This is a genomic window from Planococcus sp. S3-L1, assembly GCF_030063085.1.
Taxonomy (GTDB): Bacteria; Bacillota; Bacilli; order Bacillales_A; family Planococcaceae; genus Planococcus; species Planococcus kocurii.
In genome coordinates, this window is sequence record NZ_JASISN010000002.1 from 302,890 (window position 1) to 326,263 (window position 23,374).

Annotated in this window: 23 protein-coding genes; 20 read left to right on the forward strand and 3 right to left on the reverse strand. The window is 42.1% G+C overall.

Annotated elements, in window-relative coordinates:
* The 13 genes from QMF37_RS03580 to QMF37_RS03640 all read left to right on the forward strand — a co-directional run bounded on the left by QMF37_RS03580 (window position 1) and on the right by QMF37_RS03640 (window position 12,188).
* Window positions 1–1,278, forward strand: coding sequence for a dihydroorotase (locus tag QMF37_RS03580; protein WP_078080570.1), 1,278 nt, complete (start codon window positions 1–3; stop codon window positions 1,276–1,278).
* The gene (locus QMF37_RS03585) at window positions 1,278–2,372 is read left to right on the forward strand and encodes a carbamoyl phosphate synthase small subunit (RefSeq protein WP_281251053.1); all 1,095 of its coding nucleotides are present in this window, start codon (window positions 1,278–1,280) and stop codon (window positions 2,370–2,372) included. Before QMF37_RS03580 ends, QMF37_RS03585 begins: the two co-directional genes overlap by 1 nt.
* Window positions 2,365–5,553: a carbamoyl-phosphate synthase large subunit gene (gene carB / locus QMF37_RS03590; RefSeq protein WP_283476602.1), complete on the forward strand. Its 3,189-nt coding sequence runs from the start codon at window positions 2,365–2,367 to the stop codon at window positions 5,551–5,553. The genes QMF37_RS03585 and carB overlap by 8 nt, the downstream gene beginning before the upstream one ends.
* Window positions 5,550–6,317 carry a dihydroorotate dehydrogenase electron transfer subunit gene (locus QMF37_RS03595; protein WP_283476604.1) on the forward strand — a complete coding sequence of 256 codons (768 nt, stop codon included), beginning with the start codon at window positions 5,550–5,552 and terminating at the stop codon, window positions 6,315–6,317. The genes carB and QMF37_RS03595 overlap by 4 nt, the downstream gene beginning before the upstream one ends.
* The gene (locus QMF37_RS03600) at window positions 6,314–7,228 is read left to right on the forward strand and encodes a dihydroorotate dehydrogenase (protein WP_058384891.1); all 915 of its coding nucleotides are present in this window, start codon (window positions 6,314–6,316) and stop codon (window positions 7,226–7,228) included. Before QMF37_RS03595 ends, QMF37_RS03600 begins: the two co-directional genes overlap by 4 nt.
* Window positions 7,225–7,911, forward strand: coding sequence for an orotidine-5'-phosphate decarboxylase (gene pyrF / locus QMF37_RS03605; protein ID WP_071153625.1), 687 nt, complete (start codon window positions 7,225–7,227; stop codon window positions 7,909–7,911). Before QMF37_RS03600 ends, pyrF begins: the two co-directional genes overlap by 4 nt.
* On the forward strand, window positions 7,911–8,534 hold the full coding sequence (gene pyrE / locus QMF37_RS03610) for an orotate phosphoribosyltransferase (protein ID WP_283476608.1): 624 nt from the start codon (window positions 7,911–7,913) through the stop codon (window positions 8,532–8,534). The genes pyrF and pyrE overlap by 1 nt, the downstream gene beginning before the upstream one ends.
* A 151-nt stretch (window positions 8,535–8,685) precedes the next feature.
* Window positions 8,686–9,030 carry a PadR family transcriptional regulator gene (locus QMF37_RS03615; RefSeq protein ID WP_058384894.1) on the forward strand — a complete coding sequence of 115 codons (345 nt, stop codon included), beginning with the start codon at window positions 8,686–8,688 and terminating at the stop codon, window positions 9,028–9,030.
* Window positions 9,014–9,691: a DUF1129 family protein gene (locus QMF37_RS03620; RefSeq protein WP_283476611.1), complete on the forward strand. Its 678-nt coding sequence runs from the start codon at window positions 9,014–9,016 to the stop codon at window positions 9,689–9,691. Before QMF37_RS03615 ends, QMF37_RS03620 begins: the two co-directional genes overlap by 17 nt.
* 86 nt (window positions 9,692–9,777) lie before the next feature.
* Entirely contained in the window at window positions 9,778–11,106 is a 1,329-nt protein-coding gene (locus QMF37_RS03625) for a D-serine ammonia-lyase (protein ID WP_283476612.1), read from the forward strand.
* A 2-nt stretch (window positions 11,107–11,108) separates the two neighbouring features.
* Window positions 11,109–11,405 (forward strand): hypothetical protein, encoded by a 297-nt coding sequence (locus QMF37_RS03630; RefSeq protein WP_283476712.1) that lies wholly within the window; start codon window positions 11,109–11,111, stop codon window positions 11,403–11,405.
* The gene (locus tag QMF37_RS03635) at window positions 11,405–11,686 is read left to right on the forward strand and encodes a TIGR04104 family putative zinc finger protein (protein WP_283476614.1); all 282 of its coding nucleotides are present in this window, start codon (window positions 11,405–11,407) and stop codon (window positions 11,684–11,686) included. The genes QMF37_RS03630 and QMF37_RS03635 overlap by 1 nt, the downstream gene beginning before the upstream one ends.
* A 100-nt stretch (window positions 11,687–11,786) precedes the next feature.
* Window positions 11,787–12,188, forward strand: coding sequence for a VOC family protein (locus tag QMF37_RS03640; RefSeq protein WP_283476616.1), 402 nt, complete (start codon window positions 11,787–11,789; stop codon window positions 12,186–12,188).
* 49 nt (window positions 12,189–12,237) lie between these two features.
* On the opposite strand, the gene QMF37_RS03645 is transcribed toward QMF37_RS03640, so the two are convergent.
* The 3 genes from QMF37_RS03645 to QMF37_RS03655 form a co-directional block, all read right to left on the reverse strand.
* Complete coding sequence (locus QMF37_RS03645) at window positions 12,238–12,918, reverse strand: amino acid ABC transporter permease (protein ID WP_058384899.1); 681 nt, start codon at window positions 12,916–12,918, stop codon at window positions 12,238–12,240.
* A 12-nt stretch (window positions 12,919–12,930) separates the two neighbouring features.
* Window positions 12,931–13,779, reverse strand: coding sequence for a transporter substrate-binding domain-containing protein (locus tag QMF37_RS03650; protein WP_071153632.1), 849 nt, complete (start codon window positions 13,777–13,779; stop codon window positions 12,931–12,933).
* A gap of 271 nt (window positions 13,780–14,050) precedes the next feature.
* Window positions 14,051–15,715: an Rqc2 family fibronectin-binding protein gene (locus QMF37_RS03655; protein WP_078080566.1), complete on the reverse strand. Its 1,665-nt coding sequence runs from the start codon at window positions 15,713–15,715 to the stop codon at window positions 14,051–14,053.
* A 335-nt stretch (window positions 15,716–16,050) separates the two neighbouring features.
* On the opposite strand from QMF37_RS03655, the gene gmk reads away from it, so the two are divergent.
* The 7 genes from gmk to rsmB all read left to right on the forward strand — a co-directional run bounded on the left by gmk (window position 16,051) and on the right by rsmB (window position 23,368).
* Complete coding sequence (gene gmk / locus QMF37_RS03660; RefSeq protein ID WP_058384902.1) at window positions 16,051–16,671, forward strand: guanylate kinase; 621 nt, start codon at window positions 16,051–16,053, stop codon at window positions 16,669–16,671.
* The gene (rpoZ, locus tag QMF37_RS03665; RefSeq protein WP_058384903.1) at window positions 16,671–16,895 is read left to right on the forward strand and encodes a DNA-directed RNA polymerase subunit omega; all 225 of its coding nucleotides are present in this window, start codon (window positions 16,671–16,673) and stop codon (window positions 16,893–16,895) included. The genes gmk and rpoZ overlap by 1 nt, the downstream gene beginning before the upstream one ends.
* Window positions 16,896–16,969: 74 nt before the next feature.
* Window positions 16,970–18,175 carry a bifunctional phosphopantothenoylcysteine decarboxylase/phosphopantothenate--cysteine ligase CoaBC gene (gene coaBC / locus QMF37_RS03670; protein WP_283476620.1) on the forward strand — a complete coding sequence of 402 codons (1,206 nt, stop codon included), beginning with the start codon at window positions 16,970–16,972 and terminating at the stop codon, window positions 18,173–18,175.
* Entirely contained in the window at window positions 18,165–20,561 is a 2,397-nt protein-coding gene (gene priA, locus QMF37_RS03675; protein ID WP_283476622.1) for a primosomal protein N', read from the forward strand. Before coaBC ends, priA begins: the two co-directional genes overlap by 11 nt.
* Window positions 20,562–20,580: 19 nt before the next feature.
* A complete protein-coding gene (gene def, locus QMF37_RS03680) occupies window positions 20,581–21,090 on the forward strand; it encodes a peptide deformylase (protein WP_283476624.1) in 510 nt (169 codons plus the stop codon).
* On the forward strand, window positions 21,087–22,019 hold the full coding sequence (fmt, locus tag QMF37_RS03685) for a methionyl-tRNA formyltransferase (protein WP_283476626.1): 933 nt from the start codon (window positions 21,087–21,089) through the stop codon (window positions 22,017–22,019). Before def ends, fmt begins: the two co-directional genes overlap by 4 nt.
* Window positions 22,016–23,368, forward strand: a complete 1,353-nt coding sequence (rsmB, locus tag QMF37_RS03690) for a 16S rRNA (cytosine(967)-C(5))-methyltransferase RsmB (protein WP_071153636.1) — start codon at window positions 22,016–22,018, stop codon at window positions 23,366–23,368. Before fmt ends, rsmB begins: the two co-directional genes overlap by 4 nt.
* The last annotated feature ends 6 nt before the right edge of the window (window positions 23,369–23,374 follow it).

Consider the following 23,374-nt stretch of genomic DNA (forward strand, 5'->3'; position numbering starts at 1 on the left):
TTGAATTTATTCATTAAAAACGTAAACATGCTGCAAAATGGAGAATTAACCCCTACAACTATTCGTATTAAAGAAGGCAAAATTAAAGAAATCGGTAAAGAGTTACAAGCGGATAATGAGACCCAAATTGACGGCAAAGGCCGGATGATTGCACCAGGATTTGTTGATGTCCATGTTCATTTGCGTGAACCCGGTGGTGAGCAGAAAGAAACCATCGAAAGTGGAACACATTCGGCAGCAAAAGGTGGCTACACCACAATTTGTGCGATGCCAAACACGCGTCCTGTTCCGGATACGAAAGAAAATCTGCAGCTAGTCAACGGATTGATTGAAAAAAATGCGCTTATCCGAGTTTTGCCGTACGCGTCAATCACCATCAGAGAAGCAGGAAAAGAACGTACAAACTTACAAGAACTAAAAGAGAACGGTGCTTTTGCTTTTACGGATGATGGTGTCGGCATTCAAGAAGCGGGAATGATGTACGAAACGATGCAAGAAGCAGCGGAAATTGACATGGCAGTCGTTGCACATTGCGAAGACAATAGCTTGATTTACGATGGGGTCATGCACGAAGGCAAACGCAGTAGAGAACTTGGGCTTAAAGGGATTCCAGCAATTGCGGAATCGGTGCATATTGCACGCGACATTTTACTAGCAGAAGCAGCAGGCGCACATTATCACGTTTGCCACGTCAGCACAAAAGAATCAGTTCGCGTCATTCGCGACGCAAAACGTGCAGGAGTGCGCGTAACAGCTGAAGTTACACCTCATCATTTGCTCTTAACAGAAGATGATATTCCATCGGACGATGCCAATTACAAAATGAATCCACCACTACGTGCAAAAGAAGATTGGCAAGCGTTACACGAAGGCTTGCTTGATGGCACGCTAGACTTTATCGCGACAGACCATGCACCGCACACGGAAGCAGAAAAAACAAATGGCATGAATGGTTCGATGTTTGGAATCGTCGGTTTTGAAACAGCATTTCCACTGCTCTATAGCAACTTTGTCAAAACCGGCACATGGACGTTACAACAACTAATCGACTGGTTGACGATTAAACCGAGCGAAACGTTCAACTTGCCATATGGCACTTTAGAAATTGGGCAAACAGCGGATCTCGTATTATTAGATCTTGAAAAAGAACAACCAATTCAAGTAGAAGAATTTTTATCAAAAGGTAAAAACACACCATTTAATGGTTGGAATTGTACAGGGTGGCCAGTAACAACCATCTTTGGTGGCGAAATCGTATGGCAGGAGGAGAAAAATTAATGAAACGTTATTTAATTTTAGAAGACGGTACGGTATTTGAAGGAACAGCATTCGGAAGCGATAGTGCTTCTGTTGGGGAAATCGTTTTTAATACGAGTATGACGGGTTATCAGGAAATTTTATCGGATCCTTCTTACTGCGGACAAATTGTCACGATGACTTACCCACTAATCGGCAACTATGGCATTAATAGCGACGATTTCGAATCGATTGAACCCGCAGTAAAAGGCATGGTCGTTCGGGAACTTGCTGAGTTCCCTTCCAACTTCAGAAATAATTCAACCTTGGACGAGTTATTTAAAACGAAAGATATTCCTGGAATTTCAGGTATTGATACACGAAAACTGACGCGTTTGATTCGTTCAAAAGGTGCCATCAAAGGTGTCTTAACAGCAGCAGGTGAAGAGGTTCAATTAGCAGCAGTCGTGAAGACGCTTCAAGAAACGATTTTGCCAAGCGACCAAGTGGCGCAAGTTTCAACAGCACGTCCTTATCCAAGCCCTGGTCGTGGCAAACGGGTTGTATTAATTGACTACGGCATGAAGCATGGCATTTTGCGTGAGCTTAATAATCGCGATTGCGACGTCATTGTCGTTCCTTATAACACGACATCAAAAGAAATTCTTGCTTGGGGACCTGACGGCGTTATGCTATCAAACGGCCCTGGAGATCCAAAAGATGTAGAGGAATGTGTAGAAGTGGTACGTGAACTACTTGGTCAAGTTCCAATCTTCGGCATCTGCCTAGGACACCAATTATTCGCAAGAGCTTGCGGTGCGGACACCTTCAAATTGAAATTCGGTCATCGCGGAGGAAATCATCCAGTACGCGACTTAGTTACAGGGAAAATCGAAATCACATCACAAAACCATGGCTACGCTGTGGATGAAGATACTTTGCAAGGAACTCGCCTAAAAGTAACGCATAGCGCATTAAACGATGGTACGAACGAAGGCTTGGCACACTTAGATTACCCAGCATTCACAGTTCAATACCACCCAGAATCATCACCCGGACCAGAAGACTCCAACTACTTATTTGATCGCTTTATTGATGTTATGAACGCAACTCGAAAGGAGCAACAACATGCCTAAAAGACAAGATATTCAAAGTATACTCGTAATCGGATCAGGACCCATCGTAATCGGACAAGCAGCAGAGTTTGACTATGCAGGAACACAAGCGTGTCTTGCGTTAAAAGAAGAAGGCTATCGTGTAATATTAATCAACTCTAATCCCGCAACCATTATGACAGATACAGAAATTGCGGATAAAGTATACATCGAACCGCTTACACTAGAATTTGTTAGCCGAATCTTACGTAAAGAACGCCCCGATGCACTGCTTCCGACACTTGGAGGCCAAACAGGACTGAACATGGCGATTGAACTGGATGAGTCAGGTATTTTAGATGAGTTGAATATTGAAATTTTAGGTACCAAGCTTGAAGCCATCCATAAAGCAGAAGACCGTGACTTGTTCCGAACGTTGATGAACGAACTTGGCGAACCGGTTCCAGATTCAGATATTATTCACAACATGACAGAAGCTGAAAATTTCGTTGACCGTGTGGGTTATCCAGTGATCGTTCGTCCAGCCTTTACACTAGGTGGAACGGGCGGAGGCATTTGCGAGAATTATGATCAACTGAAAGAAATTGTAGCAAGTGGTTTGAAATACAGCCCGGTTACACAATGTTTACTAGAAAAATCAATTGCGGGCTTTAAAGAAATTGAATATGAAGTGATGCGCGATAAAAACGATACGGCGATAGTCGTTTGTAACATGGAAAACATTGATCCAGTTGGCATCCATACAGGTGATTCCATCGTTGTCGCACCAAGCCAAACTTTATCCGACCGCGAATATCAAATGCTGCGCAATGTATCTTTGAAGATTATTCGCGCCTTGAAAATTGAAGGTGGCTGCAACGTACAGTTGGCATTAGATCCATTTAGCTTTAACTACTACATCATTGAAGTAAATCCGCGGGTTAGTCGATCTTCTGCACTAGCATCAAAAGCAACAGGTTATCCAATAGCGAAACTAGCTGCAAAAATTGCTGTCGGTTTAACTTTGGATGAAATGATGAACCCCGTTACTGGACGCACATATGCTGCATTTGAGCCGGCACTTGATTATGTGGTAACGAAAATTCCACGCTGGCCGTTTGATAAATTCGAATCTGCTAAACGCAATTTAGGAACGCAAATGAAAGCAACCGGCGAAGTTATGGCGATGGGTCGTACATTTGAAGAGTCTATTTTAAAAGCTGTCCGTTCATTAGAAACAGGGCAATTCCACTTAGAGCTAAAAAATGCGGATAGCATGAGTGATGAATGGATTCAAAAACGTATTTGTCGAGCGGGAGATGAGCGTTTGTTCTTTATCGGCGAAGCACTTCGCCGCGGTGTATCAATCGAAACCATTAACGAATGGAGCCAAATCGATTTATTCTTCTTGAAGAAATTCGAAAACATCGTAAAATACGAAGAAGATTTGAAAAACGCAGCGTTTGACTACGACGTAGCAAAACGTGCCAAACGTTTAGGCTTTGCAGACCGGACAATCGCCAAACTTTGGAACACAACAGAGCAGCAAGTGTATAACTGGCGCAAAGAACAAAAATTAATGCCGGTCTACAAAATGGTCGATACATGTGCGGCAGAGTTTGAATCGGAAACGCCTTATTTTTACGGCACATATGAAGATGAAAATGAATCAGTAAAAACAGACAAAGAGTCGGTCATCGTTCTCGGTTCAGGCCCAATCCGTATCGGTCAAGGCGTTGAATTCGACTATGCGACGGTGCACTCTGTATGGGCGATTAAAGAAGCGGGTTACGAAGCGATAATCGTCAACAATAATCCGGAAACCGTTTCAACCGATTTCTCGATTTCCGATAAATTGTATTTTGAACCGCTGACAATCGAAGATGTTATGCACATTGTCGATCTGGAGCAGCCAAAAGGAGTTGTCGTTCAATTCGGCGGACAGACGGCCATTAACTTAGCTGAAAAACTTGAGCAAAACGGTGTTAAAATTTTAGGAACTTCACTAGAAGATACAGACAGAGCAGAAAATCGCAATAAATTCGAAGCAGCTTTGCACGAAATCGGCATTCCACAACCTTTAGGAAAAACGGCTGTCAATGCAGACGAAGCCATCATTATCGCTGCGGACATTGGTTATCCGGTACTCGTTCGTCCTTCGTATGTACTTGGAGGACGCGCAATGGAAATCGTCTACAACGAAGAAGACTTGAAATACTACATGGAACACGCAGTAGAAGCAAGTCCAGAACATCCGGTACTCGTTGATCGTTACTTAACAGGAATCGAAATTGAAGTAGATGCCATTTCAGACGGTGAACATGTCTTAATTCCAGGGATTATGGAACATATTGAACGCGCAGGCGTTCACTCAGGTGACTCGATCGCAGTTTACCCAACACAAAACATTTCAACAGAATTACTTGATACACTCGTTGATTACACCACACGATTAGCAAAAGGATTGAACATCATCGGCTTATTGAACATCCAGTATGTTATCTCGAAAGGCGAAGTCTTTGTGATTGAAGTCAATCCAAGATCAAGTCGTACAGTGCCATTCATGAGTAAAATTACATCAATTCCAATGGCTAATATTGCGACAAAAGCAATTTTAGGGCAAAGCATCGTTGACCAAGGCTTTACACCAGGACTTGCACCAATTTCAAAAGGAGTATTCGTCAAAGTACCGGTCTTCTCTTTTGCTAAGCTACGCCGTGTTGACATTACACTCGGACCAGAAATGAAATCTACCGGAGAAGTCATGGGCAAAGACACGACACTTGAAAAAGCCTTGTATAAAGGACTAGCAGCAGCAGGTATGGAAGTGAAAGATCACGGTACGGTGTTATTAACAGTCGCGGATAAAGACAAAGAAGAAGCAATTGGTTTAGCTAAACGCTTTAAAGCAATCGGCTACCAAATCATGGCGACTGGCGGAACGGCAAAAGCTTTTGAAGAAGCAGGAATTGTTGTAGTACCTGTCGGCAAAATTGGTTCAGAAGGAAAAACCTTACTCGATGCGATTCAAAATGGCGATACGCAAATTGTCATCAATACATTGACGAGAGGCAAACAGCCAGAACGTGACGGCTTCCGCATTCGTCGTGAATCGGTTGAAAATGGCATTCCTTGCCTAACTTCACTAGACACGGCAGAAGCGATGCTACGTGTCATCGAATCAATGACCTTCTCAGCGGAGGAAATGGGGGCAGGTATATGATCAAACAAGAACGTATGCAAATTATCAAGCAGCAGCAAATCGCCCATCATATTTTTGAACTAACTGTAAAAGGGGTTCTTGCCATTGAAATGGCAGAGCCTGGACAATTTGTCCATATTCGTGTGGCCGATAGTTTTGAACCGTTGTTGCGGCGCCCAATTTCAGTGGCTTCGATCGATCTAGAAGCTTCGCAATTCACAATGATTTACCGAGCAGAAGGACGCGGTACACAGTTATTGGCTGAAAAAAGAGCCGGTGATACCTTAGACGTACTCGGACCACTCGGACATGGCTTTCCAGTAGAAGAAGCTGTGAAAAAAGCGTATTTAATTGGCGGAGGAATCGGTGTTCCACCGCTATATGAACTCGCCAAACAGTTAAACGCGCGCGGTATCGAAACTGTCCATATCCTCGGATTTGAAAGCAAACAAGCCGTTTTCTACGAAGAAAAATTTCGTGGACTTGGCGATACGCATATTGCGACAGTGGATGGATCTCATGGTACGCAAGGGTTTGTCACGCATATCTTAAATGAATTACCAACTGATTTTGATACGTATTATAGCTGTGGCCCAACGGCGATGCTTGAAGCGGTGCAATGGGCTTATCCACAGAAAAAAGGATTTTTGTCTTATGAACAGCGCATGGGTTGTGGCATTGGAGCTTGCTTCGCTTGCGTTTGCCGGACAACGAAAAGTGAAACGGATTACATCAAAGTATGTTCAGATGGGCCGGTATTTCCAGCAGGAGTGGTGATTTCATGATTGATTTAACAGTTAAACTTCCAGGACTCAACTTAAAAAACCCAATCATGCCAGCTTCTGGCTGTTTCGGTTTTGGTAAAGAGTATGCGCAATTATACGATTTGTCGCAGCTTGGCGCTATCATGATTAAAGCAACGACCGTTGAAATGCGTCTTGGTAATCCGACTCCGCGAGTTGCAGAAACAGCATCGGGTATGCTAAACGCTATCGGTTTACAAAATCCTGGCCTTGAAAAAGTAGCCGGTCAAGAATTACCATGGTTAGAAAAGTACGACGTGCCGATCATTGCCAATGTAGCAGGAACGACGACAGAAGACTATGTCGAAGTCGCGAAAGCTATTTCACAAGCACCAAATGTTCATGCACTGGAAATCAATATTTCGTGTCCAAACGTTAAGCAAGGCGGCATCACGTTCGGTACCGATCCAGACGTAGCACGTGAATTAACACGTGCTGTAAAAGAAGTGTCTGCTGTGCCGGTTTATATTAAATTGTCGCCGAACGTGACGAATATCGTGTCAATCGCCAAAGCAGTCGAAGAAGGTGGTGCGGATGGCATTACGATGATTAATACATTACTCGGCATGCGCATGGATACGAAAACTGGACGTCCGATTATCGCCAATATTACAGGTGGCTTGTCAGGCCCAGCTATTAAACCGGTCGCATTGCGGATGATTTATGAAGTTAGCCAGCATACTAAGCTGCCAATTATCGGTATGGGTGGGGTAACAAATGTGGACGATGTCATCGACTTTTTATCAGCCGGCGCGAGCGCTGTAGCGGTCGGAACAGCCAATTTCGTCAATCCGTTTGTGTGCCCAGAAATCATCGCTCAACTACCCGAACGCTTGCATGAACTTGGATTTGATTCAGTCGAACAACTTGTCGGAAGGAGCCACCGTCTGTGAGTAAACCCATTATTGCTTTAGATTTTGCATCAAAACAACAAGTAGAAGAATTTTTAATGCAGTTTTCTGAGCCGCTTTTTGTCAAAGTAGGCATGGAGCTTTATTACCAAGAAGGGCCTGAGCTAATTCGTTACATCAAATCGCTCGGTCATGAAATTTTCTTAGACTTGAAACTACACGATATTCCTAATACCGTTGAATCTGCTATGCGTGGCTTGTCTAAACTTGGGGTGGACATGGTCAATGTTCATGCTGCAGGAGGATTTGAAATGATGAAAGCAGCTAAACGTGGACTAGCGGATAGTGATACAAAACTGATTGCTGTGACACAATTGACTTCAACTAGTGAAGAACAGATGCACGAAGATCAATTGATTTATGTCAGCCTGGAAGAATCCGTATTGCATTACGCAAAACGTGCGATGCAAGCAGGATTAGACGGTGTGGTTTGTTCCGTACTAGAAGCACAAGCTATAGGAGATGCATGCGGACAAGAATTTTTGCGTGTCACACCAGGCATTCGACCGGCAGGCGTTTTAGCAAACGATCAAAAACGCATCGCGACTCCAGCGCAAGCGCGTGAAAAAGGTTCTAGTCATATTGTGGTCGGTCGAGCCATTACAAAAGCTGACAACCCATCAGAAAGTTACAGCCAGATTGCAACAGAATGGAGTGGACAATAATGAAGTTAAAAGTAGCAAATCATTTACTATCTATTGGTGCAGTCGAATTGCGTCCGCAAGATCCTTTTACTTGGGCATCAGGCGTTAAGTCACCGATTTACTGTGATAACCGATTGACAATGTCTTACCCAAAAGTACGCAAAGACATTGCTGCCAGTCTAGCAGAAACCATTAACGAATATTATCCTGACTGTGAAGTGGTTGCAGGAACTGCCACTGCAGGTATTCCGCATGCGGCTTGGGTTAGTGATATACTCGAACTGCCAATGGTTTACGTACGTTCGAAAGCGAAAGAACACGGTCAAACAAATATGATTGAAGGCAAAATCGAAAAAGGTCAAAAAGTAGTGGTCGTAGAAGATTTGATTTCTAAAGGTGGTTCTGTTTTGCAAGCAGCACAAGCGTTAGAAGCAGCAGGCTTTGACGTACTTGGAATCGTGGCGATTTTCACTTACGATTTACCGCAATCCATCGAGGCCATCACAGGAGCAGGTTACACGTTCCACACGTTAACGGATTTCCCAGCGCTTGTTGAACAGGCGTTGAGTACGGGTGCTATTAGTGAAGACGAACTGCCGATGCTTGCAGATTGGCATGAAAAGTTAAAAGCAGGAACTTTGTAAAGCCGGCCAATTGGTCGGTTTTTTTCTATGTTGAAATTGTTGACATAAATGAGTAAACTGATTACACTATAAACAACTAGTTGGTAATGCAAGGTAGTTATTTTTTTGAAACACTATCTTGTATTGCCGAGTACCGAAGGGAGAGACTGATATGGCTCTTAGAAGCCAATTGCTAAAAGGGGTTTTAGAAGCTTGTGTAATGGCTGTAGTGGAAGAGCAACCGATCTATGGCTATGAACTTTCGCAAAAGCTACAAAGAATTGGGTTGCCGGACATTAGTGATGGCACTATTTATCCCGTGTTACTTCGGCTGCAGAAAAATGGCTTTATCCGCGGTGAAATGAGACCTTCTGCAACCGGGCCGAATCGCAAGTATTATTTTTTGACCGAGGAAGGAAAAGTGGAGCTAGAGCAAATGGCTTTTGAGTGGCTGCAAATTGCCGAGCCGGTCAGTCAATTACTGAAAAGGGGTGGACACGATGAGAGGAACGATTAAACTGATTAAGGAGAATAACGATAAAAGAGAGCTTTTAACTTCTGAAAACGAGAAAGTCTATGAAGATTTATTGCTGTATATACGAACAGATCTTCGAGTTGATGAGCGTGCAGCAGAAGAGCTGTTGATGGATTTATTAGATCACATAATTGAAGGGCAGGAGAATGGCAAAAATGCTACGGATTTGTTTGGTGATTCTCCAGAAGCTTATGCAGATGAACTCATTGCCAATATACCGAAAGAGGATAAACGAAATATTATGTTGCTTGCGACATCATTCATGCTTGGGTTGGCAGGTTGGTTTGCACTTTCATATGGAATCCTAAATGGTGTGATTTCGATTTTTATTCCTGTAGATAATGATTTTGCATTAGGAAGTGTGTTGCTAATTTTACTGGCATTGTTTCTGGTTGGTATTCTAGGTGTATTTATTGTTTTTCGAATTATTCGTTCTTCTGTTTTCAAAAAGGAAATTCAAAACTGGAAAATTTATGTTCAATCCGGATTGTTTGGTATGGCCGGAGTTGCTTTTATAATGGGAGTTGGCTATGTCTTTGAAGGAATTGGTCCAGTCATCCAAATTCAGTGGTGGGTATTTCTATTGATTGGACTGGCTTTATTAGGAGTAACGAAAGGGGTGAGTCACCTTTCAACAAGTTGATGGAAAATTAGCAAGGATGAAATTCTTTAGTGGCTCCTTTATAATGTAATTACTAGACTATTCGAATGAAAGGAGATTTCAAGTTTATGCAACAACAACAAATCAACAGCTGGATCGAACAATATCCAATGCTGAAAAATATGATTAATTTAGAGACAGTTTTTTGGTTAAATTCAAAACGTAAAAAAATGGCGGACATATCTGGGCTTGCCGTGAATTTAGCAGATATGCAACGAGCAGAGCAGCTTTGGCAACGATTTGCGCCGTATTTAGCAACAGAGTTTCCAGATACTGCGGCAGCTAACGGCATTGTAGAATCACCGCTACGTGAAATTCCTATGATGAAACAGCAACTCGATGATCATTACGACGGGGAAATTGAAGGAAAGTTATTTTTGAAATGCGATAATGAATTACCAATTGCTGGATCCATTAAAGCACGTGGCGGTGTTTATGAAGTGCTGCATCATGCAGAGAAATTAGCCATAGCTGCAGGACTGCTGGCAACGGAACAAAGTTATGAGCAGTTCTCATCTCAACAGTTCAAGCAGTTTTTTAGCCACTATTCGATTGGCGTAGGTTCTACCGGGAATCTCGGTCTTAGTATTGGTATTATCAGCGCCAAACTCGGATTCCAAGTTTCCGTCTATATGTCTTCAGACGCGAAACAATGGAAAAAAGACTTACTGCGTGAAAAAGGAGCAACTGTCGTAGAATTTGCAGGAGATTTTAGTGAAGCCATAGCTGCAGGGCGACAGAGAACGCTCGCCAAGTCCGATGCTTATTTTGTTGATGATGAAAAATCTGAACATTTATTTTTAGGGTACAGTGTTGCCGCTTTTCGTCTTAAGCAACAATTAGATGCTGCAGCTATTCAAGTGGATGCTGACCATCCACTTTTTGTCTATTTACCATGTGGAGTAGGCGGAGCACCTGGTGGCATTGCATTTGGAATGCGCCAAATTTTCGGAGATGCGGTTCATTGCTTTTTCGTGGAACCAACGCGTTCTCCTGCCGTGTTGGTCGGATTAATGACAGGTGAAAAAGAAAAGCTCTGCGTCCAAGATTTCGGCATCGATAACGTCACAGAAGGAGACGGACTGGCAGTTGGAAGGCCGTCGAGCTTTGCTTCTGGTATTAGTGAAAAAACCATTAGTGGCATCTATACGATTGAAGATCAGGAGCTATTTAAATTATTGACTCTTCTAGCAGATAGTGAAGAAATCTTCATTGAACCATCTGCTACAGCCGGATTGCTGGGTCCACTGAAAATTAGGGCTTCGGGTTACGCAAAAACCAACCAAGTTTCGATGACTGCAGCTACTCACATTGTTTGGTCAACTGGCGGTGCGTTAGTGCCACAAGAAGAAATGAACGGATTTTATCAACGTGGAAAAGCTTATTTAGGAGGCTGAAAATGGATTTAACGTGGATTAGTATTGTAGTCGGAACAATTCTTATAGCCGGTTATATTGTATATAGCGCGGTAGAGAAACACATTGAAACACTTGAAAACAGAGTCAGTAAAGTTGAGAAACTGCTTAAACAAACAATGCCAGAGATGGCATCGGTAGAACAAAAGGTCAATGAAGAACTTCGCGAACTTTTACAACAAGGTAAAACAATTGAAGCGGTAAAACGCACGCGACAGGAATTCGGCTGGTCGCTGTTAGAAGCAAAACAATATGTAGATAAGCTTAAGGCGGATACCTAATGCAGAAATGCGAAATCTGCCGTACTTCATTTACTTGGAAACAAGTTAGTAAATCTTTGTGGCTTGCTTATAAGCCGATTGCTTGCCAAAATTGTGGAAAGCTTTATAAAGTCCAATTTCTGTCCCGCATTTTAGCTTCCTTACTACTAATAGGACCAATTTTTGCTTTCAATCTTTTATCTTATCCAACTAGCACACAAACATTTATACTGGCTGTGTTAATTATCATTCCTGTAAATAGTCTCATGCTGCCTTATTTGATGCGATATCGGCTAGCTTAAAAGATCCTTTCTGAGGATCTTTTTTTCTTTGCAGGAAGAACAGAAGGCTACAGCGAATAACTAATGTTAAAAAGATAAAAAGAAAAAGGGAGGCAACAGCATGAGTATCCAATCGAGTCACATCTTCGTCAATTTGCCGGTGAAAAACTTAGAGAAGTCGGTCTCTTTTTTCAAGCAACTCGGATTTGAATTTGAAAACAACATGACCAATGATGATGGTGCAGCTTTGATTATTGGGCCCACTAGTTATGTGATGCTCTTGACTGAGGCATATTTTAAAGGGTTCACAAAAAAAGAAATTGCAGATACCTCTAGCCAAAGAGAAGTTATTCTTACTATTTCAGCTCCCAGCAAAGAAAAAGTAGACGAGTTAATCAGTCTGGCATTAACAGCAGGAGCTCAACCAGCAAATGAAAACGTAGACGACGAATTTATGTATTATGGCAGCTTTATAGACTTGGATGGCCATATGTGGGAAGTTCTCTATATGCAAGAAATATAAATGCGATCAATCGAAAGAAGCATCCGGAAGAACACTCTCCGGATGCTTCTTAAATGTAATCGGCGTAACGTTTTTCAAGGTAGTTTTGCAAAATCGTCATAACCGAACAAATTGCCCAGTAAATGAGCGCCACTAAAATCAACATCGTCAGTAAATCGTATTCGCGTGCACCGACAATTCGTGCTTTCTGAAAAATTTCTGGAACGGTAATCATCGCAGCTAATGAAGAAGCTTTGATCAAGTCTAGATAAACATTCGATAAAGGAGGTATCGCAATACGAATAGATTGTGGAAGAATAATACGTCGCATCGATTGCCAGTAGGTCAACCCCAGTGCGGTCGAGGATTCCCATTGCCCTTTATCAACCGATGCCAATGAAGAACGGAAAACTTCCGCAATATAAGCGGCACTGTTAATCGTGAAGCCAATTAAAGCGGCTTGTACAGCTGTAAATTCGATGCCGACGACCGGCAAAGCGAAATACAGCAGAAACAAGATGACGAGTATCGGTACGCCTCTCATAAAGGAAATATAAAGGCGTGCCGGAAATTGCAAGACGAATAATCTAGACGTTCTAGCAAGTGATAAGAAAAAGCCAATAATCATACCGACAATCATGCTAACAACGGAAATCAGCAATGTATAACCGATGCCTTCAAGCACATAGGGCAAAGATTCAATCGCTAAAGCGGGATCGAATAGCAATCCCCATTCAATGTCATTCATCAAATGACCTCCTGTTTAATTTTCTTCAATATCAGGTTTAATAGAGACATCTGCACCACCAAAAAATTCTTTAGAAATTTCTGTAATTGTACCATCTTTCAACATTTCTTCTAGAGCTGTGTCGACATGGTCAGCAAGTTCCGTATTGTCTTTGTTCATGACAAGACCCACTTCTGATGGTGCGTATTTAATATCCGGATGAATGGTGATATTTAGTTCAGGAAAAGCCGCTACTCCAAATGTCGACAAATAATAATCGTTTAAAATAACATCTGTCCGACCGATGGACACGTCTCTTAAGTACACCTCGTTTGAAGCGTTATCATAAGTAACTTCTTCGGCCCCATAATCACGTGCAATTTCCATGTAAATTGAAGTAGAAGCCCCAGCTGCTTTTTTGCCCGGTAAATCTTCTAAACTTGAAATGTCCGATAAATCATCTTTTCGAACAACAGCTGTGCCGTATGAATGTTTAATTGGCGTCGAAAAAATAAATTCTTCGGCACGGTCTTCTGTAATTTCAATATCATTTGCGGCAAGATCTATTTGGCCTGTATTTACGCTCGTCAACATCTCATCAAATCCAAGTTCTTTAAATTCGATATCAAGTTCTAAACGATTACCGAGTTCACGTACAACTTCCACTTCAAAACCGGTTAATTCATCAGATTCAGAATCACGAAAAGATGTTGCTAACAATGTACCAGAAGTAGCGACTGTTAAAGAACCTTTGTCTTGAATTTCGTCCCAAGCTGATGTTTCTTTCGTGGTTGAACTTTCCTCATTACTACATCCAACCAATAACAATGTAGCAAGTACACCGGTTGTTAAAAACGTCTTTTTTTTCAAGAAATATGTATTCATGTAATAAAACCCCCTTAAATTTAAATCTTTTTAGAACATAGCATTTACTCTAAACTAGGGCAATGTTTTAACTTCAAATTGAATTTATTTTTGTGTTAACGGTATTTTAATTATGTGAACTAAATAGCTGGTTGCTCTTAAAGAGAGAGTATGTACTCTCAAATTATTAAACTCCGGCTAATTGCGAGAGCGATGTCCAAAGCTATTGTTTAGACAAACCTCTTAATTTTTACAAAAAAACCAGAAAGCAAAGAGCTTTCCGGCACATAAACTATTTTTTTAACTTAATAACCAGTTCTTCATCAGGCGTTACAAACACGGTTTTTTGTTCGAAATAAATAACAAAACCTGGTTTTGAGCCATTCGGTTTTTTTACTTGTCGTGCCTCGGTGTAATCGACAGGAACAGAAGACGACTCTCTTGCTTTACTGAAATATGCGGCGATTGTGGCTGCTTCAAGTATCGTCGTTTCATCCGGATTGTTATCATGGATAATGACGTGAGACCCTGGAATGTCTTTCGTATGCAGCCATACATCAGACTTGGCTGCTACTTTAAATGTCACGTAATCGTTTTGCTTATTGTTTTTACCGACAGAAATGGGTATTCCCGCAGAAGACACGTAAGACTCCACAGAAGGCTTAGTAGGTTTTTTCTTTTTCTTTGATTTCTGTGCTTTCATAAATCCTTGTTCAGCTAGTTCTTCGCGAATTTCTTCAATATCTGAAATGCCAGCTTGTTGAACTTGAGACATTAAGGTTTCGAAATACTCGACATCTTCTTCTGTCTTACTTATTTGTTCTTGCGTTTTGACAACGGCTGTTTTAGCTTTTTGGTAGCGTGAATAGTAACGCTGTGAATTATCAATTGGTGTTTTACGCGGATCTAACGTAATGGTCACTTTTTCATCATTGTAATAATTATCAACTTCGATTTCCTTCATGCCTTTAGTCATACGGTGAAGATTGGCCATAATTAATTCGCCATTTAACTGAAGAACATCGCGTTTTTCAGCTTGGTCTTGCTCTTTTTTTAGTTTTTTCAGCTTGAGTTTTAGTTTAGAAATCTCATTTTGTAGCCATCTTTCCAAATCACCGGCTTGTTGTTTTACACGATCACGTTCGGCTTTGGCATAATACATTCGGTCGAGTAGTTCACCGAGTGTGCTAAATTCAAGACCGTTTTCTGCGATATGGGTTAATGGGCTGGCAGAAAAGAAGCTTTTTCCTTGGTATTCGACATAATAGCCGGTCGGATCAGCTTTTGAGAAATCAGCAAGAAACGCTTTAGTCGTTTCAGTCTTATCCGCAGAGCTTTCTAGACGAAACGCAAGTTCACGTGCGTTGAGTGGCGAAAAGCCAGAAAACTGACCGACAATTTCAGAGGGTTCAGCTTTGTTCAATTCGTCAATGGATTCAAATGGATCCTTTTTCTCCTGAGCAGGTGGAAAGATATACGGCTGTCCGGGAAGAATGGTCCGAAACGAATTGACGCTTGGCGGCAAGTGCTTCAAGCTGTCGAGAATCATGGTTCGCTCAGCGTCGATTAAAATAACGTTGGAATGTCGTCCCATCATTTCAACGTGTAGCTCACGTTCAATGTCATCGCCGATTTCATTTTTTGCTTTGATTTTCAGCATGATGAGACGGTCCATTCCGTATTGAGAAATTTCTGTGATGACGCCGCCTTCGATATGCTTGCGTAACAACATGCAAAACATCGGTGGTTCAGAAGGGTTGACGTTCGCTGCTGCTGTCAAGTGAATCCGTGAATACGATGGATGAATCGAAATGAGCAATTTATGATTTTTTCCTTGAGCCCGTATATGTAAAAGTAGTTCAAGCTGGTTGGGCTGATGAACTTTTGAAATCCTGCCGGTGACCAGTTGTTGAAGTTCGCCAGTCATCGATTTTGTGAATAATCCATCAAATGCCATTAAATATCCCTCTTTCAAATCGTTTTGTTCCATCTTATCATTTTCACGGTGTATTATGATATAATAAGACAGTTAGTAAGAAAACGAAGAACAACGATTGGTCGTAAATGGCGGCGAAGAGTTTGGTGAGAAACGCAACATTTCTTTTTGTTGATAATTGAAAGCATCTCCGGTCAGCCGAATGGTTTCCATTATCACACTAGACTCACACGTCGGCAAACTAACTGATCTGGGAATCGCGTAGCAAATAGCTATGGATGGGTTTCTATGGTGTTTGCCAAGACCGCGTTCCTGCGTTTAAGTAGAAAATGATGACGAGGTAAATGAGGGATAAAATGAGAAACCAACGTGGACTGCTGATCGTCCTATCAGGGCCTTCGGGTGTTGGCAAAGGCACGGTACGAAAAGAGCTGTTCTCACAGCCGGATACAAATTATGAATACTCTATCTCGATGACGACTAGGTCGCCTCGTGAAGGAGAAGTTGACGAAGAAGATTATTTTTTCAAGACGAAGCGTGAATTTGAAAGATTGATTGAGCAAGATGAGTTGCTAGAGTACGCAGAATTTGTTGGGAACTATTACGGTACACCGCTTGCGTATGTTAACAAAATGCGCGATGCTGGCCGCGATGTGTTCCTAGAAATAGAAGTTCAAGGTGCAGCACAAGTGCGCTCGAAAGTTCCAGATGGCTTGTTTATTTTCTTAGCACCACCAAGTTTATCAGAATTAGAAGAGCGACTTGTCGGACGTGGTACTGAATCGGATGAAGTGATTGCTTCTCGGTTGCAAGCCGCTCGTCAAGAGTTGGAAATGATGAACTTGTACGATTATGTTGTAGAAAACGATGAAGTTGAAAATGCCTGTGATCGAATCAATGCCATCATTATTGCAGAACATTGCAAGCGTGAGCGTGTTGAAAGAAGATACTTTGATATGCTAAAGGAGAATGTCTGATGTTATACCCATCCGTTGATAAACTAAAAAGCCGCATTGATTCAAAATACTCATTGGTGGCACTTGCTTCAAAACGTGCACGTCAATTGCACGAAAACGGTGATGAAAAACTAGATTCATACGTTTCAGTTAAATCGGTTGGAAAAGCGCTTGAAGAAGTAGCAGCTGGCGTTTTAACACAAGAAAAACAAGATGAATTCGCAATATATGAAGATGAAATTTAACCATTAATCGCAACAGACGACTCCCAGAGCAAATTTGTTCTTTGGGAGTTTGTTGTTTAGAAAGGGTGTTTCAGTTGGTGGAGAATCGTAAAATTCTATTATGTGTCAGCGGAGGAATCGCCGTTTATAAAGCGGTGGCACTTGTTAGTAAACTGTCTCAAGCCGGCGCTTCTGTAAAAGTGATGATGACAGAGTCAGCGCAGCAATTTGTGCAACCGCTAACTTTTCAGGTCATGTCGAGAAACGATGTCTACACGGATACGTTTGATGAAAAGGATTCTTCTGTCATTGCGCATATCGATCTTGCGGATTGGGCAGACCTGATTATTGTAGCGCCTGGCACTGCCAATGTTATCGGGAAATTGGCAAATGGCATCGGTGATGATATGGTGACAACGACTTTACTTGCTGCAACTGCACCTATTTGGATTGCACCAGCAATGAATGTCCATATGTATGACCATCCGGCAGTCAAACGCAATATCCAGCAGCTTCATGAAGACGGCATCCGTTTTATCGAGCCATCTGAAGGGTTTCTTGCCTGTGGATATGTTGGGAAAGGTCGTTTAGAAGAACCAGAAAAAATTACAGCATTAATCAACGATTATTTTTCAAGTGAATATATACTGGCTGGTAAAAAAGTAGTTGTAACAGCGGGACCAACTCGTGAACGAATTGATCCGGTTCGTTTTTTGACTAATTTTTCCAGCGGAAAAATGGGCTATGCCATGGCCGCAGCAGCAGCTGAGATGGGTGCTGAAACAATCTTGATTAGTGGTCCGGTTTCATTACCAGTACCGAGTGGCGTAACAAGAATTCTAGTGGAAAGCGCTGAAGACATGTTGCAGGCAGTAGCAGCTCAATACGAGACGGCAAATTATGTTGTTAAAACAGCAGCAGTTGCCGATTATAGACCACAAGCAATTGCCAATCAAAAAATAAAAAAACAACAAGGCAATTCAACCCTTGTTCTAGAACGAACAGTTGATATTCTTCAACATCTTGGTCAGCATAAAACCAATCAAATATTGATTGGTTTTGCAGCTGAAACCAATAATGTAAGTCAATATGCTAAAGATAAGCTAGCGCGTAAAAATGCAGATTACATTATTGCCAATGATGTAACAGAAGTCCAAGCAGGGTTTGAATCGGATACGAATCGAGTTACGATTTATGGGAAAAATGACTTTGAGCAAATTTTTGACATGATGCCCAAGCAGCAATTGGCACGCCAATTGTTTAAGCTGATTACGGATAGAGAAGAATCGCATGATAGCTGAAGTTATCGTAGACGTTGCTGCACATCCAATCGACCGGCCTTTTGACTATGCCATCCCAACCGAAGTGGAAGTTTTGGCAGAGCCAGGGATGCGTGTGAAAGTACCGTTCGGCAACCGTAAAGTGCTAGGATTCATTACGAAAATTAAGTCGTCCTCAGAATTTGATCCGAAACGTCTAAAACCCATCCATGAGCTAATGGACGTAGTACCTGTATTAAATGAAGAATTATTAAAAATGGCACAGTGGATGAAGCAACAAACGGTATGTTTTGAAATTGATGCGCTGCAAGTTATGGTACCGGCAGCCTTGCGTGCAAAATACGAAAAACGCTTTGTGCTGAATGCAGCGCTTGAAGAAATTGCGCCTCCTTTACGCCCTTATTTTGAAAGCCGACCATTCATTCGATTGCAGGATGCAGTCGATGTCTACGGACTATTAAAAAAAGAAATGGAAAAAGGAACCATTATAGCCGATACGGACATTCAGCAGCAAACTGCTGTAAAAAAGGTGCGAATGGTTCATATCTCAAGTAGTTTAGAAGCATTAGAAGCTTTAAACATTCGCGCAAATGCAAAACAACAAGTAAAGCTAATGGAGTATTTCCTGAAAAATGCAGGACGGGCCATCGAATCTTCTCAACTGCAAAAAGAAGCCGGGGTTACCTTGCCAACTATTTATAGTTTGGTTGAAAAAGGCGCAGCTCAGATTTCCAATATGGAATCTTACCGCGATCCAATGCTGTTAACGGCAATTGAACAGAAATCTTTCTTGAAATTGACTCAAGCGCAGCAAGCTGCTTTTGATCGGATTGATAGCGCATTGAATACACCCAAAACCTTCCTATTGCACGGTATTACGGGAAGTGGGAAAACAGAGATTTACTTACAGACAATTGACAAAGTGCTTAAGCAAGGCAAAGAAGCAATTATGCTCGTACCAGAAATTTCACTGACGCCTCAAATGACCATTCGTTTTAAAGAACGATTTGGTGATCAAGTTGCAGTTCTTCATAGTGGCTTGTCGGCTGGTGAAAAATACGACGAATGGCGTAAAATCCAACGAGCTGAAGTGAAAGTGGTTGTCGGGGCGCGTTCGGCTATTTTTGCGCCGTTTCAGAACTTGGGTCTAATTATCCTCGATGAAGAGCACGAATCAAGCTATAAACAAGACGATTCCCCGCGCTATCATGCAAGAGACATGGCAATTTGGCGCAGTGAGTATCATAATTGTCCGGTTATTTTGGGCAGTGCGACACCTTCACTCGAATCATACGCGCGCGCACAAAAAGGCGTCTATGAATTATTAGTGCTGGAAAAACGTGCAAAAAATCAACCTTTGCCTGAAGTTCATATTGTCGACATGCGTGAAGAATTGCGGAATGGCAATCGTTCCATGTTCTCTGTACAATTGGCGGACGCTATTCGTGATCGTTTAGAGAAAAAACAGCAAACTGTGCTGTTTCTTAACAAACGCGGCTATTCATCGTTCGTACTATGCCGTGATTGTGGTACGGTCATGCAATGTCCAAATTGCGATATTTCACTAACGTATCATCGGTCAAGCGAAACGATGAGGTGCCATTATTGCGGCTATGACGAACGTGTACCGAAAACCTGTCCGGAATGTGAAAGTGAGCATATCCGGTTTTTTGGAACCGGTACACAGAAAGTCGAAGAAGAGTTAGCAAAAGTAGTGCCGCAAGCTCGAGTTTTACGAATGGACGTTGACACGACACGTACAAAAGGCGCACATGAAAAAATTCTTTCAGCATTTGGCGAAGGCAAAGCAGATATTTTGCTTGGCACTCAAATGATTGCCAAAGGACTGGACTTTCCCAACATCACATTAGTCGGTGTACTGTCAGCGGATACGACACTTCATTTGCCTGACTTTCGTGCGGCAGAAAAGACCTATCAATTATTAACGCAAGTTAGTGGTCGAGCAGGTCGTGACGTTCTTCCGGGTACTGTTTTTGTTCAGTCGTACACGCCAGAACATTACGCAATTACGTTAGCAAAAGATCAATTGTACGAACCTTTTTACGAGCAAGAAATGGCGATGCGCAGAACAAGCGGTTACCCGCCGTATTATTATGTTGTCAATATCCAGTTTACGCATGAGGATTTAATGACAGTCGCCGAATATGCAGAACAAGCAGTCCGTTATTTGAAGAGTCAGTTGTCCCCTGGAACCTTGATCATCGGACCTTCAGCTTCGCTAATTGCTCGTGTCAACAATAGATATCGCTATCAATGTTTGATAAAATACAAAAAAGAACCGAAACTGACCGAGACGATGCAGCAGTTGATCAAAATGCACCGCGCGGAGTGGCTAAAAAAAGGTGCTACTTTGTCGATTGATATGAACCCGACATCGGTCATGTAAGAGAAAAGAGGAAATGAATATGTCAATCAGACCTGTTATAAAACACCCTAACGAAGTATTAGAGAAAAAATGTATAGCTGTAACTACTTTTGATAAGAACTTAGCGATTCTTTTAGATGACATGCACGACACAATGGTTGAATCAGATGGCGTCGGAATCGCTGCTCCTCAAGTAGGCATCGCAGTCCGAGCAGCCATTGTCGATTTTCGTGAAGGTCAAGAACCGATTGAAATGATTAACCCGGAATTGGTGCTGTTTGAAGGCGCTGAAACGGATATCGAAGGATGCTTAAGTTTTCCAGGAATTTTCGGAGAAGTGGAACGCTACGACCACATAAAAATTAAAGCACAAGAACGTGATGGCTCTTGGTACGAATTAGAGGCAGAAGGCTACGAAGCTCGTGCAATTCAACACGAAATGGATCATTTAGATGGTATCTTGTTTACTAGCAAAATCACCAAATATGTTACACAAGAAGAATTAGATGAAATGATTCGTCAGCAAGAAGCAGAGGAGGAACAGGTTTGACCAAAATTGTCTTTATGGGAACTCCGGCTTTTTCAGCACCAATATTACGTATGCTGGTCGAAGAAGGCTACGATGTAATTTCAGTAGTCACGCAACCTGATCGACCAGTGGGACGTAAAAAAATAATGACACCAACACCTGTAAAAGAAGAGGCGTTGCGTCTTGGCTTACCCGTATATCAACCAGAAAAACTGAAAAACAAAGATGAACTTCAACAGGTGTTAGACTTACAAGCAGACTTAATCGTCACCGCAGCATTTGGACAAATTTTACCAAGTGAATTACTAGAAGCTCCAAAACTTGGCGCAATCAATGTGCATGCTTCTTTACTGCCAGCATACCGTGGTGGTGCTCCGATTCATCAAGCCATTATAGATGGTCAGTCTGAAACTGGTGTGACAATCATGTATATGGTTGACCGACTAGATGCAGGCGACATCATCTCGCAAGTAACTGTGTCAATCGAAGAACAAGATCATACCGGTAGTATGTTCGATAAATTGAGTGTTGCAGGGCGTGATTTGTTACAACAAACGTTACCATCGATAATTGCTGGGACCAATAACCGTATTCCACAAGATGATCAGGCTGTTACTTATGCACGCAATATTTCGCGCGAACAAGAACAAATCGATTGGTCGAAATCGGCTACAGCGATTTACAACCAAGTACGCGGTTTACACCCGTGGCCGGTCGCGTATACGAGTGTTAATGGAGCTACTATGAAAATCTGGTGGACAGAAAAAACTTCGTCAAACGCAAAAGGCCATACGGGTCAAGTAGTCGGCTTAACCGAAGATTCGATTTTGGTGCAAACGGGTGAAGGTGTTTTGGCAATTACTGAGTTGCAACCAGCTGGAAAAAAACGCATGACAGCAAAAGATTATTTAAAAGGACTTAACATCCAGGTAGGAGATTTATTCCAATGAAAAATAAAAAACTTCAAGGCAATGTCCGAGATGCTGCGTTTTCGATTCTTTGGGCTGTTGAAAACAAGCAAGCTTACAGTAACCTATTGCTTCATCAAACTATCGAAAGCTACGGCATCGCAGCTAAAAATAGGGGCTTACTGACAGAAATTACGTACGGTACGTTGCAACACCAAATGACATTGGATTATTATTTAGAGCCTTACTTAAAAGGGAAAATTGAGCCATGGGTCAAAACTTTGTTGAGACTGTCTTTGTATCAAATTGTTTATTTAGATCGAATTCCTGCACACGCCGTCGTTCACGAAGCAGTTGAAATTGCTAAACGTCGCGGGCACGGGGGAGTTGCGTCTGTCATCAACGGCGTATTGCGCTCAGTGCAGCGAAACGGTGTTCGCTCATTCAATACAATCAGCGACCCATTCGAAAAAATCTCCATCGAAACAAGTCATCCCGAATGGATGATTAGACGCTGGGCAGAGCAATTCGGTTTAGAAAAAACACGTGAAATGGCGTTAGAGAATAACAAGACACCAGCACAAACAGTGCGTGTTAATACAGCTCGTGCTTCGGTTGATGAAGTGATTGAAATGCTTCAGTCAGAAGAATTAGAAGCTGTACCGAGCAAACTGATTCCGGAATGTTTAATCGTTACAAATGGCCAACCTGCGAGAACGGCAACATTTGAAAAAGGTTTTATTACGATTCAAGATGAAAGTTCGATGCTTCCAGCTTACGCCTTGCAAGTTGAACCAGGTATGACAGTTCTAGATATGTGTGCAGCACCGGGTGGGAAAACGACTCATATCGCTGAAAAAATGAACAATAGCGGGACTTTGTACGCGCTTGATTTGCATCAGCACAAAGTAAAGCTAATTGATGAAAATGCTGCAAGACTGGGTCACACTGTTATTGAAACAATAGTAGGTGATGGCAAGCAAAGTGTCGAACGTTTTGGCGAAGAGCAATTTGACCGTGTTCTCGTGGATGCACCTTGTAGTGGATTAGGTGTTATTAAGCGCAAACCTGATATTAAGTACACAAAAAAAGAAGCGGACTTTGCGCGGTTACAAGAAATTCAACTCGAATTGCTGGACCAAGCAGCTCGTTTATTAAAAGAGGATGGCATTTTGGTTTATAGCACCTGCACAGTAGATGCTGTTGAAAACAGAGGGACAGCTGAACGGTTTTTGAAAGAACATCCTGAAATGGAGAAGGTTCAGGCAGCTTTGCCAGCAACAATGGGCATTAAACATACAGGTTTTGTTCAAGTGTTTCCGCAGGATTATGGAAGCGATGGTTTTTTCATTGCAGCTTTCAAAAAGACACAAAAGACAGCAATAGCTTAAAGAGAA